The 16,522-nt window shown below is 47.7% G+C and carries 3 protein-coding genes; all 3 read right to left on the reverse strand.

Annotated elements, in window-relative coordinates:
* Positions 1-3: 3 nt before the first annotated feature.
* The 3 genes from AB4154_RS19585 to AB4154_RS19595 are packed head-to-tail and all read right to left on the reverse strand — an operon-like array spanning position 4 to position 15,814.
* On the reverse strand, positions 4-5,922 hold the full coding sequence (locus AB4154_RS19585) for a beta-ketoacyl synthase N-terminal-like domain-containing protein (protein WP_372123891.1): 5,919 nt from the start codon (positions 5,920-5,922) through the stop codon (positions 4-6).
* Positions 5,919-7,967, reverse strand: a complete 2,049-nt coding sequence (locus tag AB4154_RS19590) for a PfaB family protein (RefSeq protein ID WP_065583680.1) — start codon at positions 7,965-7,967, stop codon at positions 5,919-5,921. The genes AB4154_RS19585 and AB4154_RS19590 overlap by 4 nt, the downstream gene beginning before the upstream one ends.
* A complete protein-coding gene (locus tag AB4154_RS19595; protein ID WP_372123893.1) occupies positions 7,967-15,814 on the reverse strand; it encodes a phosphopantetheine-binding protein in 7,848 nt (2,615 codons plus the stop codon). Before AB4154_RS19595 ends, AB4154_RS19590 begins: the two co-directional genes overlap by 1 nt.
* Between the last annotated feature and the right edge of the window lie 708 nt (positions 15,815-16,522).

Raw genomic sequence — 16,522 nt, forward strand, 5'->3', positions numbered from 1 at the left:
GGCTTATGCTTCTTCGATACAAATGGCGATGTCTTTCACTTCGTAAATACGCAGACCATCTTTGCTCAGGTTTGCGTCACCAACGATGGTGCGTTTGCCGTCTTCGTCTTTAACCGCTGTGATATGTACATCGAGAGACATCTGTTTGTTCAGAGGGTTAATCTGACCACGGTATTTCCATTTCACTTCAGATTGGATTTGACCGAACTTTGGATTGCGGAAGTCAGCGCCAAGATCTTTGTTTAGCGCATAGGTTTGCATCAGCTCGATGATCGCTTCGACACCTAGAGAACCTGGCATTACAGGATCTTGATGGAAGTGGAATTGGAAGAACCAATCACTTGGGTCAATCGTACGCTCAGCGTATAGGTAACCAAGACCGTCTTTACCACCATCGCTAGTGATCTGCACGGTATCGATAAAGTTCAAACGACCGCCGGCCAATTTGTAGTGCTCTTGTACTTCACCAGTAGACGAGACAGGTGCATTGAAGTAACGCGTCGTTTTGTCTAGCAGGTTGATGTTTACATCCGGCGTGCGGTTGTTATCAACGTGCCAAGGATGAGTCACCTTACCGTTGTCCAAACCCAGTTGGTCTTTCAGTGCTGCGCCTTTGAAGTAACCAAATACCGCTGTACCTTCGTAGAATGGCACGCCGTCAGTGCTCAGTTCGAAGCTAAAGCTCTGTACGATGTTTGTACCCATCATTACGGTTGAAAGCAGGCGAGAATCGTTGGTGATCGTTTTGCCACGCAAGTCGACGTTACGCAGCATTTTGCCGCTGCCGTCTAGGTTACGGAAAAACAGTTCTTCACCTGGGAAGCCTAGTGTGGTGCCCATGTAGCCAGAGATGAAGCCGTTTGGCTGCAGTGAAATCTCCATCAACACCGAGTAAGGCATCAAGGTATGGTGGCTGTTTTCATCAAAGTACCATGCATTTTCTGGCACTTCGTATTCAGCGATACACGATGAAGGTTTCTTGAAGTCGCCACGCTTGCCGTCGATCTCAACGACACGAGTGGTTAACTGCAAGTCGCCACACGGAGTACGTGGTGGAATCATCCCACGGTAGATAGAGAAATCAGGGCCGAAACATTTTTCGATGTCGCCAGTCGCGAATTCGAACATGTGGTATGGCGTGAATGGAACCGTATCGGGTGTGCGGTTCGGGTAATCAGGCGTTACCGGAGCTTCAACATGTTGAAGAGGAATCACGCCTTTATTTGGCGCTGTTTCTAGGTCTTCAATTTGCGCCATCAACGGCGCATTTGCTGAAGCCTGCTGATTAATGGCGGGTGTATGGCCCAAGCTTTTATGGTCCAAGTTTTCGATAACAGGGGTCGCGACAGCTGTTTCTAAAGAAGGCAGGTAACGAGTACATTCGTCATCTTCTTTGATCATCACACCCAAGTTTTGGAAATCAACAATCACTTTGCCATTCAGTAAAATATCGATGTTAGCTTTCGCGTATGGGCGAGGGCTTAGACCAATCTCGGTCACTTCCATGCGGTAAGTCAGTTCTGCCGATTGTGGTAGAACTTGACCACGACAGCGTACTTGTTGAGGGGCATTTTCAAGCGGTTGGAAACGACCATTTTGAACAAGCGTGTGCATGCCAAGGTGCATCATGAAGAATTGCAGCAGTTGACCACAACCTTCTGCCATCAAAGAGCCAGCCATTACTGAGTCATCTTTGAAGTGACAAGGGAAGTACCAGTGCTCAGGCTCTAGCTGTTTGTGACCTTCAATCAGACCAAGTCCCCATGTGCCACCTTGCGGTTCAACACGGCTAACCTTTTCGATCATCATGAACTTCTCTGCGCTGAAGCACAAAGAAGGCTGGTGGCGATCAGATTGGTGAGTCGGGCCAAAACACTCTGCAATGTTTGCAGTCAGTAGGTGGCGCAGTTCTTGGTGGTTAAACTGGGTTTTAGGGCAGTGCAACATAGGGTCGAAACGTTGCTTAGTGGCAAGTTTACGAGCCTTGATTTCATCTTCAGTGTGAATCACGCCCTTGCCATCGGCTAGCTCTTCATCAGTGAAGAAGCCCGCACAGCCGTTATCCATTTTCAGGATCATCTTGTCGCCAACGAAACATTCGTACGAGAAGAAGAACAGTAGCGTGTCGCCATTGCGAGCAAAGCTGTTGATTGAGATGTCGTAACGCAGCGTATCGCCACCACGAGGCAAGTCGCCAAGGAAGGTCAGTGTACAATCAAGCAGGCGATAAACACGCTTGCCTTTGTTTTCGAAATCAATGCCTAAGTAGCTGATCAGCATTAGGTCACACTGACCAGATTCTACCGCTACAGCCCAAGGGATTTGACCATCAACAAGATACGGCGCATCAACTGGGATGTCGTACTCTGTGGTCATGGTGCTTGGCTTGTATTCGTTCACTGTCGCGTTGAGCTTGGTTACACGAGATACCAATAGGTAGTCTGTGGTTGGTAGGCGAACGCGGCGCGAGTAGCTATCGATGATCGCGTAGTCAGGGCCAAATACATTGGCGATGTCGCCTTCAGCGTATTCAACCAGATCATCGTAATCCCAGATACATGGTTTACGGATAGGTTTTACTGGTGCTGGTGTCGCAAGTGCGTTTACTGGCGCTGACTGAACCTGAGCTGGTTGAGCTTGCACAGGCTGAGTTGATGTTTCGGCTGAGCTATCTAAACCAGACGTAATTGCGTTTAACTGTGCTTTTAATAGCGCATCAGCCATCTGCATGCCTTGGGCTCGAGTGTGCAGGAATGCTTTGTGTACCTGTTGAGCTGCTTGCTGATTTTGAGCAAAAGCTTGGTTGTGTGGTGTTACAGACGGCTGTGATGCTGCATCCGTATTAGCGTCGATATTTGATACGCCATTTTTAGCGGATAGGACATGAGTCATATTGCTGTGGTTACCTGTTAGCTGACTGTGGCGAGTTGGCGCCAGAGTAGGGGATACTGATGTAGGAGTTTCGATGACTGGCTCTACCGCGTTCTGCGCTAATGCCTTCTTCTCTAACTCTTTTTGCGCAAGGGCTGCTTTGATGTTTGCTGTCGTTGGAATCGACGCCACTTTTGCTGCTTGTTTGCCAGAAGCTTTCTGCTGAATCGTTGCCAAGTTAGTCACTGGGGTTTGGGCAATATGTTGATAGATATCGCGACCACCAAGAGTCACTTGCTTAACCAATTGACGTTTAGCATCGCTCGCCAGTTCATTGCTTAAACGAACGGAAAGTGACTGAGATTCAACACTCGACTGTCTTAGTAGCAGCTGTGAACATTGTCCTTCGCTGATGTTGGCAACAATCGCGCTCTTAGAGCTGATATTTGGATTCAGAGACTCAAGGTTCAGGTTGAGGAGACCGTGTAGCAGGCTTGCCATGCCAGAAGCTGCAGAGCAGTGACCAACACGTTGGCTCGCTTGAGTGGTCTTGGTAACTTCTAAGTTGAGAGATACAAGCTCGTGTGACAAAGACTCAGGTGCATGGTTAAGCTCAAGCAGAGAAACATCGTTTGAGCTCATACCGACTTGAGTCAGTAACTCATCAACAACGGCGTTGTTACGCTCGCTTGAGCCAAAGGCCAAGGCGTTAATGCTGCCGTAAGCTGTGTCTTGGTTGCTCGCTACTCGACCTTCTTCCACAAGAACAATTGCACCTGCGCCTTCGCCCACATTCCAACTGCCGTCTTGCGGTTGTCCGAATTTTGGATCAAGCGACACTGGGCTCACGCTGTTCTTCAGAATCACATGTTCCGCACTGCCGCTTAGGTCGACGGCTGCAATCACGACTGCATCCATGGATTCTTGCGACATCAGGTTTTGCGCGACATCGACACAACGAGCAACTGACTGTTCAGCGGCTGAAATCGTAAAGGCAGGGCCATTAAAGTCCCATAATGAAGAGATGCGCGAAGCCATGATATTGCCGATGAAACTGGTGTATTGGTTCAGTTTGGCTGCGTCCATCACACTGTCCATCGCGATGGTTTCTAGCGATTGGTATTCGTCTTGTGTTAGCTCAATACCCATGTTGGCAAAGCTGTCAGCCAATTGGCTATGCAGGTTTACGCGTCCACGGAATTGGTGCATCTCAAGCTCAGTTTCCATCGCTACCAGTACTGCAACCTTTTGGCCTGCCACAAGCTTGGCATCTTTGATCGCTTCGTCTGCAACTTTCATCAGTAGCAACTGCTGAGAGATCAAACGGTCATCTTCATTCGGCGGTACTTTGAAGCGTAGGAAATCGAGGTCGAATTGATCGATGTAAGCCCCGTTTGGAATGCCGTGTAAACCAAACTGATTCAGCAGTTCTGGATGTTGGTCTAAACCTTTCCAGCGCTTCTTAGGCAAAGCAATGAAAGCATCGTTGTTGGTTTCAATCGCAGTGCTCAGCGCGTTGATGCTTTGCAGAGAACCGAAGTGAGACGCTAGGCCAGTAATGCTTAAATTAGACGGCTGTAGGCTTGGAGATGCCGACTCTAGAGTCTGGTTTACATGACTCTTATCTGAGTACGCTTCAAGCAGTAAGTGTGCGTTACAACCACCGAAACCAAATACAGAAACACCCGAACAGCGCTCTGAGTTGCCCGCTTTACTTGGCCAAGGTTGAACTTGCGTTGGTAGCGTCTGTGAGCCAAATAAACCTTCTGGCGACGATAGCGGCTTGTCCAAATTAATACTTGGCGGAAGAACACCTTCTTTCATCGCAAAAATCATCTTCATGATCCCCGGCATACCCGCCGCAGTCAGTAAGTGACCGAGGTTGGACTTCGCAGAGCCAATCAATGGCGGGTTAGAACCATTCAGTTTGTCAGCAAAGAAACGTTCCATTGAGGTTAGCTCAACCTTGTCACCTAACGGTGTGCCGGTTGCGTGACACTCAATTACTTCGATGCTGTCTGGTGTTAGGTTAGAAGCTTCGTAAGCGCGTTCAAAGGCTTGGACTTGTCCTTTGCTATTTGGGCTTAATACGAACTGACCACGGCCATCGTTCGACAAGCCGATTCCACTGACGACTGCGTAGATGTTGTCGCCATCACGCTCTGCATCAGCCAAACGTTTTAGGACTAAAACACCGGCACCTTCGCCAGCAAATAGACCTTTACTGTTGCTATCAAACGGAACCGACACACTGTGGTCAGGGTAAGCGTGGAAGATGGAAAAACCCATGTTGATAAAGAATGGGTCAGCACCGGATACTGCGCCCGCCAACATCATGTCGGCTTTGCCCGTGTTCAAGTAATCACACGCTAACTTCAATGAATACACGGAACTTGCACATGCGGCATCTAGGCTAAGTTGGACGTTGCCTAAACCCAATGCATCAGCCACTAACTTAGAGGCGTTGTGTGCTGCCGCACCGTTGATCGGGTTGAGGTCTTGCACGGTTTCATTGGTTGGCAGCAGTGAAAACTGGTCATTAGCCAATTTAGCTTGTAGTGCTTTCTCGACCACCGAGTGATACATCGGCAGAAACAGATCGTTTGAGCGTGTGGTTGGGAACGAAAGGGCACCCATGATCACGCCTGTGCGCTCTAAAACATCGGCATTCAGATCAATGCCAGCGTCGACTAAAGCCTTACGACTGGTGTCCAAAGCCCATAGGAAACTTTGGTCAACACCGTTGAATGACTCAGCTGTTAAGCGGTAGCCATTGCTGTCGAAATTGAAGTTTTCGATGTAGCCGCCTTTATCACAGTAAAAGCGGTCTGATTCGCCTTGCACGCCCTGATAGCTTTCAGGTTTAGCACCTAACTTTTCAGCGCTTAATGTGGTGCGAGAATCTTTTTTATCTAGCAAGTTTTGCCAAAAGTCTTTTGGCGTATCCGCTTCTGGATACTGGTTAGCAATACCAACAATCGCGATCTTATTGCACTTCACTTGCTGCTTATTCTTAGTTTGAGCCTGATACTGGTTCGATTGAGAACTCATACTAGCTCTCCTTGATGATTCACTGCGCTGCCTTGAGGCACACCACGTAATTGCTTAGCGGCGGTGATCTGTTGTTCTAGCCCTTGAATAAGTGGCTCGACAGACAGTGGAATTTGATGAGTAATGAGCTGGCCAATACACTTGATGAGCGTGACAATATCGTCACCACCCTTGGCATTGGAAGCGATTGTGCAGTACTGGTCGGCTACGTTGTCGCTACGATTGATCTTGTCGATCAATGTGCTGGTTTGACGATCGGCACCTACTTCGACAAACAGACGAGCACCTTGCTGACGCACACTCTGGATCAACGCGGTGAAATCCAGCGTCGAACAGAAAGTATCGGCAATTGAAAGGGCGATGCTGTCGCTGTCGATATTGATTGGTGCGCCCGTCGTTAGACCTGCTGCGCTGATAAAGCGGATATGCTTTGGCAATTCGTCGAACAGTGGTTGCGTGTAAAACTTACGCACTTGGCTATGTTGGCTCAATGCTGGTGTGGTGTGCATTGCGGTAACACGATTCGCGGCAATGCCACGTTTACCCAGTTTTTTGAGCAATGCACGACATGTGCTTTCACAACCTGCCAGTACGCAAGTGTCACCTTGGATGATAGCGAGATAAGCGCGTGGAAACTCTGGTAACAGAGCCTCAATCGCTTGCGCATCACTGCGAACCACAAAGCTGTTCCATTGGATGCTTTCGTCGCCGTTCAGCTGCCAATCTTGACGCACTGCAGTGAGTTCGCCAGAAATTGCCGTGGTGAAAATAGGGCTAGTTTGAGTCATCTCAATCAGCGCATGTGGGTTTTTCCAAACATTTAAGCTGGCCCACATGGAAGCCTCACCCTTGGAGTAACCCAAAGCGAAATCTGGCTGCACTTTGAATTCATCACATAGCAGTTGTGTTAACAGGTAACTACTGCCTACACCGGCAATTGCCAATTCACTAAGCGACATTTCTTGCGAATCTTCAGCGTAGGTTTTCTCTGCCTGCAGCATCTCTTTCAAGTTACCCTCACGTTCTAAACGAGCAAATAACTGTGGGAAATGGTGGTGAAAATCGCGCAACATACCGGGATAAACCGTGCCAACACCAGGGTAAACAAATGCAACGCCACCTTTGCTTTGAGGCTTTGGTGAGAAACAACTGCCTGCTGGAGTCTTGTATTGGCTATTGTCAGCCATTATTTTTGGCAACGCATTTTCTAGCGCTGTGATCTCTTGCAGTGCAGCATCGATTGAAGCCGCCTGAATCACGATATTCGCACCACAGTCAGCATTGTGTTGAGCGCTTTGGAAATGACTTAGGTTTGAATACATCAAGCTGGCGATAGCAAGTTCTCTGTCTGCCGAATCACTAACGCATTTAAGCTCAGCTCTTAGTGAGGCCAACTGAGAAACCAATTCAGTTTGCTCGCAGCCAGAAACCACAAACATCAAACTCTCGCTGGATAGCAATGGCTTTGGCTCGTGCAAACCGGTCGCTTGAGTCAATATCAGGCTGGTGGCTTTTGGGCTATCGTCACTGAAAGTTAACGCAGCAACACGTGCTTTGTTTGGCTCAGTGAACCAGTAATGGTTAGGTAATGAATGGCTCGGTAATGAACGGCTCGATATCGCATTAACTATATTCAACAATTCATCAAACTGCTGCGAAGCCGATAAGTCAGAGTGTTGCTGTTGATGACTTAAATCTGAAGCGGGGCGGCGTGCAATATCCAGAGCTAGCTGAATGCTATTTCCGGTAGCTGTATCTACAAAGCTCGCCAAATTCGCGTGTGGGTGAATCTTATTCTGAGCAGCATTCAGCGCACTTAACATCAACAATGATGGTGAGTGATGATCCAAACAGAGCTTAACGACATTACCTTGATTGACTGTCTCGATGGCGTGAGCAAGTGCTTGATTAAAATTGCCATCAACCACAACAGTTATCATCTCTGGGAACGAGGGAAATAAGTCGGCAGAAAGCTCAGCCGCGTTTGCTGGCTGAGCTAAAAGAGCGATGCGCAATGGCATCGCTTTATTAGTAGGAACAGTCACTATGACAATTGCTCCTTTTCTGGGTTCTTAGTCGCTTCTTTCTTCGGCACTGCTGAGCTAGATTTTGGCAAAAATGCGTCATTTAAGCTCTTGCTGATGGTGACTTTGGCACCTTTCATTACTGCGCTTAAACGACCATCTTGGTGGTAAAGCGAGATATCAGCTTGCAGTGAACGAGTCGTGCTTTTTATCACGCTCAGTTCTAGCCAACCTTGGTCACCATTGTGCATCGGTGCGTAACACACAAACTCACCGATTGCAGACGGTAGGCTTGCCGCGCCGTATTTCAATCGAGCCCATACCAACATGGCTTGCAACAGATAATCTTCAGCAAATGGTTGGCTATCGCCAAAGCCTTGCTTAGGAATAAATGATCCGCAGTCGCTGTTTTCAATCTGAGGCAACTGGCACTGAGCCAATAAGCCTAAGTCGTCAAAGCGCTCAACTGAGGTAATACCTTGCAATCTTGGTCCATGAAACAGAGTGCCGTCACTGTATAGAGCTTGTGCCGTTGTTACAGGTGCTGAAGTGCTGGCTTCAAAGCGTTTTGTCGACGCTTGTTGAACATCTTCAGACATTTGCACAGAGGCAACTTGCAACTGAGCTTGATACTGTGGTCGTCCTTGGCAGCTGATTACTGCTTTTAGCTGATCTTTTGATTTAGCATCAGAGGAAAGAACCAGTTTCAGCTCTTTCACTTCATCAGTATCAAAAATCACACCTTTCAGCAGTTTGTAGTTGTGAACGCTAACGTTCACCCCTAACAGTTGCTCTGCGACTTCACGCATCCATTGGATGGCACACACTGTCGGTAACACTGGGTTACCGGCAATGCAGTGATCTTGAATGAAAGGCAATGCCTTTGGATCAAGATGACGTGTCACAGTAATGCTTGTATTCAGCGGACTCTCTGCAAGGTGCACAGACTCCGCATTAAGCTTTTTTACAGCAGCTTCCTTGTTGTCAGAACCTTGCATGCTCGTACCAACCAGCAGTTGAATGCCAGTTTCGTTCAGTAGTTGAGAACTAAATAGCTCTGCACCCGCCTGAAGAGGAATTACGTACACACCGCGCTCTGTAAACATACGTTTCAGTGCTGCGTTGACCATGCCACCGTCCCACGGTCCCCAGTTGAAGCTCATCACTTTCGCTTGAGGGTTACGAGCAGACAGCTGTAGAGCCGCTTTGTTCAGGATCTCGTTGGACATTGAGTAATCGCTTTGGCCTGTGTTTCCGTAGAAACCCGCCGCCGAAGAGAACATCGCAATCAGTTTTAGCTTGCTGCTATCAAGACCACCAAGAACCGCTTCTAGTCCGCCCACTTTGGTGCCGTAAACCATGTTCAGTTCATCAAGCGTTTTGTCTTGAATATGCTTGTCAGCCAGTACACCTGCACCGTGGATAAGACCTGTGATGCCTTCGAAGTTTGCCAGTGTTTTTGCTACTGACTCATGGTTCGATACATCTAGGCTTAGGTATTCAGCGCTCGCGCCGATCTCATTGAAAGCGGCAAGTGCTGCGTTGATTTCAAGGCTGCTCAATACAGGTTTTAGCAAGGCATCTACTTTCTTCGGCGTTGGTTTGTCACCTGTTGCTTGTAGGTGAGCGATAGCCGCTGGTTTTAGCTCTTTCTCTTGCTTACCTTGTGCCCACTGAGGTAGCTCAACTGAAGTAATATGCTTACTACGACCTGCAAGAACGAAATGAGATTTACATTGCTTAGCAAGCGTCAGTGCACATTCAAACGTCACGCCTTTAGCGCCACCAGTTACGAGAACTTTGTCGCTCTTGGTGAGTTGAGCGCCTGTGTTTTTAGTTTGTGCAGCGCCTGGTGTTGTCGCAATCAGTGTTGCACGACCAGATTCACCGTTTTCCGTATGGCTAAGGCCGATTTCAACCGTGTTGGTATCGATATCGAACAGTTCACCTGTGATAGCTTCAGCTAGGTGACGAGCATCAATAGAAGCGTCAGCATCCAATGCACGGCAGAATACGTTTGACCATTCATGGCTCAGTGTCTTAGTTAGACCAGATAGAGCCGCTTGGTTAAGTTCTGCATTCGCTAATTGCTTAGTATCTAGGTAACCAAAGCCACCATCGATACGGCTTAGTGTGAAGAACACGCTACGACCAGAAACGGCATTCAGTTGGCCATTTAGGTGCTTGGCGAATAAGAACGCTGTCGTCAGTGAAGCTCTTGAGTCTGCATTCAAGTTAACCGCTTGCTCGTTGCTTTGTTTAGCATCAACGATAGCTTGTAGGTGAATGAAGCCAGCAATCACTTTGTTCGACGTTTTAAGGTCTGCTTCGATTTCGTTAATAACTGCAGTCACACCAGCATCATCGACGCTGTTGAGTGTGTAGCTTGCGATTTCACTGTTTAAAGGTGACGCGGCAGAAAGAGCACTACGCACTACAGCAACTTGAATGCCGTTAGCGGTCAACTTTTCTGCTAGAACACCGGCGTTGTGACCATCATCTGTGATCACGACACAAGCGTCTTTTGAGAAACAATCGACGAGTTTATCTGCCGCTGGTAGCTTTTTTAGCGCCACCTCATTGTGTGGTGGAAGTTCCGCTGTCGCTGTTTCTGCGATAGGCGTTACTGATTCAGCTTTTGGAGTCGCTACGGGTGCAGCTGTGGATAGCTTGCTTTGCATATAAGTAACGATTTCACCAAGCGTACGACACTCAGCTAGGTCTTCAGGGTTTAGCTCTGGCAGCGTTGGTAGCTGGTCTTGAACTGTACCTAGAATTTCAACGCGTTTGATAGAGTCGATGCCAAGGTCAGCTTCCATATCCATCGCTAGGTCGAGCATTTCTGCTGGGTAACCTGTTTTGTCGGCAACCACTTCCATCATGGTTGATTGAACGTGAGCAGGGTTTAGGTCATTGCTCGTGCTTTCTACAATTGCCTCTACTTCTGCAGCAGGAGCTACTGTCGCTGCTTCCGAACTAGGAGCTAACTTGCTATTCATGTAGTCAACGATTTCGCCCAGAGTACGACACTCAGCTAGGTCTTCAGGGATCAGCTCTGGCAAGGTTGGTAGTTGGTCTTGAACCGTACCAAGGATCTCAACACGTTTGATTGAGTCGATGCCAAGGTCTGCTTCCATGTCCATTGCTAGGTCGAGCATTTCTGTTGGGTAGCCCGTTTTATCAGCCACTACGCTCAGCATTGTGCTTTGAACTTGTTCTGCGTTTAAACCGTTTGATACTGCTGGCGCAGATGCTTGAGCTGCTACTGGAGCAGAAGCTGGAAGCTTGCTGTTCATGTAGGCTACGATTTCGCCTAGAGTGCGACATTCAGCTAAGTCTTCAGGGTTTAGCTCTGGAAGAGTAGGCAGTTCATCTTGAACCGTACCTAGAATTTCAACACGTTTGATTGAGTCGATACCAAGGTCTGCTTCCATGTCCATTTCTAGATCTAGCATTTCAGTCGGGTAGCCCGTCTTCTCTGCTACCACTTCTAACATGGTTTTTTGAACGACAGCCGCATCTAGACCATTGCTAGCTGTTGCCGGAGCAACTACTGGTGCTTGTGAAGAGACTGGAGCAGAAGCCGGAAGCTTGCTGTTCATGCTTTTAGTATTCATGTAAGCAACGATTTCGCCAAGAGTACGACACTCAGCTAAGTCTTCAGGGTTTAGCTCTGGAAGAGTAGGCAGTTCATCTTGAACCGTACCAAGAATCTCAACACGTTTGATTGAGTCGATGCCAAGGTCTGCTTCCATATCCATTTCTAGATCAAGCATTTCCGTTGGGTAACCTGTCTTCTCAGCAACCACTTCAAGCATGGTTTGTTGAACGACTTTCGCATCAAGACCGTTAGCGGCTTGAACAGGAACGGCTGCGCTTGGCTGTGCTGCCACAGGCGCTGATGCTGGCATCTTGCTGTTCATGTAAGTAACGATTTCACCAAGAGTACGACACTCAGCTAAATCTTCAGGGTTCAGCTCAGGTAGGTTTGGCATTTCGTCTTGAACGGTACCAAGGATCTCTACGCGCTTGATTGAGTCGATACCAAGATCTGCTTCCATGTCCATTTCTAGATCAAGCATCTCCGTTGGGCAACCCGTTTTCTCAGCGACCACTTCCAGCATCACTTTTTCAGCATCTGCTGATTGTACTGCTACTGGTGCCGCCACAGGAGCCGCTTGCGCTTTAACTGGCACAGGTTGAGCTGCAACAGGCGCTGCCGCTTGAGCCGCTACTTGTGGTGCAGGAGCGGTTTTCTGTACTGGAGCTTGCTGAGCTGCTGTCTTTTGAAGCGGTGCAGCTTGAACTGGCGCAGCTTGTACAGGAGCAGCTTGTACTTGAGCTACAGGTTCTTGAACGATAGCTGTTGGAGCCGCTTGAATCACTGGTTGAGCATTTACTGACGCAACGAAGGTTGGTTGTGCCGTTTGTACTGAACCTTGCGTCAGCATATTAAGTGCTGAGTTGTTGCTGTGCGCTTGCATCTCTAGGTAATGAGCGTGAGCTTTTAGCGTCTCTGCTTGGTGCTGGTGGAACATCTCCATAGAACGTTGTAGGTTTTCAGGAATTGCTACGCCTGCTGTTGCCATTTTCGCTTGCTCAGACATTAGGGTGTTGAACGTGTCACCGTATTGCTGAGGAATTGCAAGGAACTGCTGATGTACTTCTGCTGCTTGTTGTTGAGCATTGAAGAACGATTGCAGTGAAGATTCATCAACCGTTACTTGAGCTGCTGGCTGAATAGTCGCTGGTGCAGCTTGCGCCACTTGAGGTTGCTGAGCTACTTGTGCACTTGGCGCTGCTGCAACTGACTGTTGTACATTTGAAGCTTGAGGAGCAGCCACAGGTACTTCAACGATTTCTGTTTTAATCACTTCTTTTTCCACGATTTTCTCGACTTCAACTTTCACTTCAACAATCTCAGTCTTTTCGGTGACGTTGCCCGAAGCCAATGATTGATCCATTTTCTTACGAGTAGCAGGGCTGATGTAGTTGGTTGCATTCAGCTTGATGTTCATTGGTGATGCCTTTGCAGGTTCAGCAATGTCAGCTTGGTAAGGGTCAATGTTGTCTAATGAAACACCTGTCACGCACAGTTGAACCGCAGCTAAACGAAGCTGTTGGTCACTGTCTCCTTTAGGGCTTGGGTTGATGCTGATTGCGTAAAGTTCTTCGTTTTTATCAGCCAGTGTTTTCTCAACCAGCTTTTGAAGAATGTTTTTCGGACCGAACTCAACGAATACGCGCGCGCCTGCTTCATACATCGCTTCAATTTGCTCGCTGAAACGAACCGATTGCAGCATGTGTTGTTTGAATGCTTTCTTAATCGCTTTAGCGTCTTTGCTGTGCAGTTTGCCCGTTGCGTTTGAGTAAAGCGGCAGCGTTGGAGCGCTAAATGAAGCTTTATCAATTGCAGCTGCAAATGGCTTTTGAGCATGAGCAACAAGCGGGGTGTGGAAAGCACCAGATACTGGCAGAGCAATTGCTTTGAAGCCTTGCTCAGTTAGCGCTTGGGCTGCCTGCTGAACGGTTGCTGTTGGACCAGCAATAACCAATTGAGTCGGAGCGTTGTAGTTGGCAATGCTCACGCCTTCGAATTGGCTGATGCAGCTTTCAACGGCTGGAAGTTTGTCTGCGTCTAGAATGACCGCAAACATAGTACCGCTGTCGCCTTGTTCAGGTGTCGCCGCCATCGCATCGCCACGAGCGAAAGCTAGTTGGTAGTAATCGTCTTGCGAGATAACACCCGAAGCACATAGTGCGCTTAGTTCACCAAAGCTGTGGCCTGCAACGATGTCTGCTTTGAAGCCAGCTTGAGTCATGATGTCGAACTGACCCATAGACACAGTACCAATTGCACTTTGCGCATTGGCCGTGTTGGTTAACACCGCTTCTTGAGCTTTGGTTGCTTCTGGTGTGAAGGTTGGAATGGGGAATAGAATTTGGGACAGAGCCGTCTTCTTGTGCTGACCAAATACTTGGTCCGCTTGAGCAAGCTGTTGGCGCATCTCTGGGTAATGACAAGCAAGCTCGCGACCCATGTTGAGATATTGCGAACCTTGACCTGCAAATAGCGCTGCTACTTTACTAGTGCCGTTTTCAGCAATCAGTGCTGACTCACGGTAGCTAGTACCGTTTGGCATCTGCCAATGTGCTTTGGTTTGGCTCTCAAGCATAGGAATCGCTTGAGTCAGTTGCGCTTGAAGGTCTGCTTGGTCAGTTACAACTAAACCAAGACGAGCATGCTTAGCGTCAACTTCGCGTAGAGCGTGTTGCTCAGCAAGCGCTTCCAGTTTGAACGCTGCATCTGCAGTTTGAGTTGAAACCTGTTTAAGTTCATTGATCAGTGCTTGACGAGATTCTGCGCTGAATAACAGAGTTTGCGGCACTTGGCGTTGACGGTATTTGTCACCGCGAGTGTGCTCTGGTGTGTACTCTTCCAATACCACGTGGAAGTTAGTGCCACCAAAACCGAATGAGCTGATACCTGCACGGCGTGGTGTGCCGTCGACACGTTTCATCCAAGGGCGCGTTTGTGTGTTTAGGTAGAACGGCGAGTTTTCGATATCCAGTTTAGGATTCGGAGCCGATACGTTAATCGTTGGCGGCAGTACTTTGTGGTGCAGTGCTAAGGCAGCTTTGATTAAACCTGCAGTACCCGCGGTTGATTTAGTGTGACCAATTTGAGATTTCACAGAGCCTAACGCAATGTGTTGCTTCTCTTCATTGTTCTCACTGAATACCGAGTTTAAGCCACCAAATTCAGCAACATCGCCTGCTGCAGTACCTGTGCCGTGCGCTTCTAGTAGGCCAAGCGTGTGCGGTGCGAAACCTGCATCATCATAAGCACGTTTGAGTGCTTTTGCTTGTCCTTCAGGGCGAGGCGCGTAAATACTCTTGAACTTACCATCCGAAGAAGAACCGACACCTTTAATCACTGAGTAGATTCTGTCGCCGTCACGTTCAGCATCTTCAAGGCGCTTAAGAGCAACCATGCCGATGCCTTCACCAATCATCATGCCTTTTGAATCGATGTCGAAAGGTTGAATGGTTTCGTTTGTAGTGAATGCTGGGGTTTTAGAGAAGCTCATGTACATGGTTGGTGAGTTATCAGTACACACACCACCAGTGATCATCATTTCACTGCGGCCTTCAACCAGCTCGCTCAGTGCCATGCGCATTGCGGCTAGAGAACCTGCACACGCAGCATCTACTACACAGTTGATGCCACCAAGGTCAAAGCGGTTAGCAATACGACCTGAAATTACGTTACCTAATGAACCAGGGAATGAGTTCTCTTCCCAGTGGATGTATTGGTCTTGGAATTTTTTGATCAGCATTTCGCTGTCTTCGTCGTTGATGCCACTGCTCTTGAAGACTTTTTTCAAAACAGGGTATTGAAGACGAGCATTCAAGCTTTGAGCGATCTTCTGACCACCGCCTACACCGAGTGTAATACCGATCTTATCGCGATCGTAACCTTCAGGAAGTTTCGCATCTTCAAGTACTTCTTTTGCCACGATCAGAGATAGCAGCTGTGACGTATCAGTCAGTTCTAGGATATTTGGCGGAAGGCCGAATTCCATAGGGTTGAAGTCAACTTCTGGGATGAAGCCACCGCGCTTACAGTAAGATTTGTCTGGCGTAGTACGATCTGAATCGTAGTAATCTTCTGGGCGCCAGTGTGTATCAGGCACTTCGGTAATTGCATCGATCTTTTCGCTGATCAAATCCCAGAATTTGTTTAGGTAGCGAGAGTTCGCAAACATGCTTGCCATACCAACGATAGCAATAGGCATGTCTTTAAGACGTTTATTAAGTCGAGTGTCGTCGACTGATTCCGGTGTATTTTTTTCGGGTTGGCTCATTATGAGTCTCCACTTGAAATCACTGAGGGCGATGTCGTGTTTTGAGGCTGCGCTTTTAATTGAATCGAAAATAAATCTGAAACAGATTTGGGCAAACGCAGCTGAAGAGTAAGGCTGCCGAAAGTTGGCCACCTGACTGAAATAGGGGGTGCGAAGTTCATTGACTTGCAGACGTTGAGAACGTGTTTCATGCGTGAAGGGGGTATTCGAATGTGAGGTTAATGTCCATTTAAATCCTGTCCAAAGTACTGCTTTATGCAAAGCAGGTATCCGCAATAAAAACGTGTGAATTTGTTTAATGGTTGAGCAGGCTACCCGAGGTGAGTGGCCGATACAATGCTCCCAGAGGCCACTATGATCTGTTCAGACCAGATGATTTTACTGAACTTTTGTTTTTTGTATTTTTAATGCAATTAACTTATTGATAATTAATGGATATGAGTAGTTTTTTAGTGTTTATGCTCTATTTTTTGACTTGGTGAGATCTATGTCAGATTTTTGTAAGTAACATTTAATAGATGACTGTTCCATAAGGCTAAGTGTGATCTGTGTTTTAATTTGTTATTATTTGAAAAATTAGTTTTAAGTCCGCATATGAAGGGTGTTTCCTGCCCAAATTCTCTATGTTTCTCTCAAAACATAGGTGAGTTAAATTTGTTCGTTTTGATGTTTTATTGATGGCTTTATGAATAGTGATTTTTAAGAAGT

The organism is Vibrio sp. 10N.286.51.B11, assembly GCF_041469245.1.
In the GTDB taxonomy this organism is placed as follows: domain Bacteria; phylum Pseudomonadota; class Gammaproteobacteria; order Enterobacterales; family Vibrionaceae; genus Vibrio; species Vibrio crassostreae_C.

Bases quoted from the DNA above. Each gene is read 5' to 3' on its own strand.
- AB4154_RS19585 (WP_372123891.1), bottom strand. From the start codon at position 5,922: ATGAGTTCTCAATCGAACCAGTATCAGGCTCAAACTAAGAATAAGCAG.
- AB4154_RS19595 (WP_372123893.1), bottom strand. From the start codon at position 15,814: ATGAGCCAACCCGAAAAAAATACACCGGAATCAGTCGACGACACTCGA.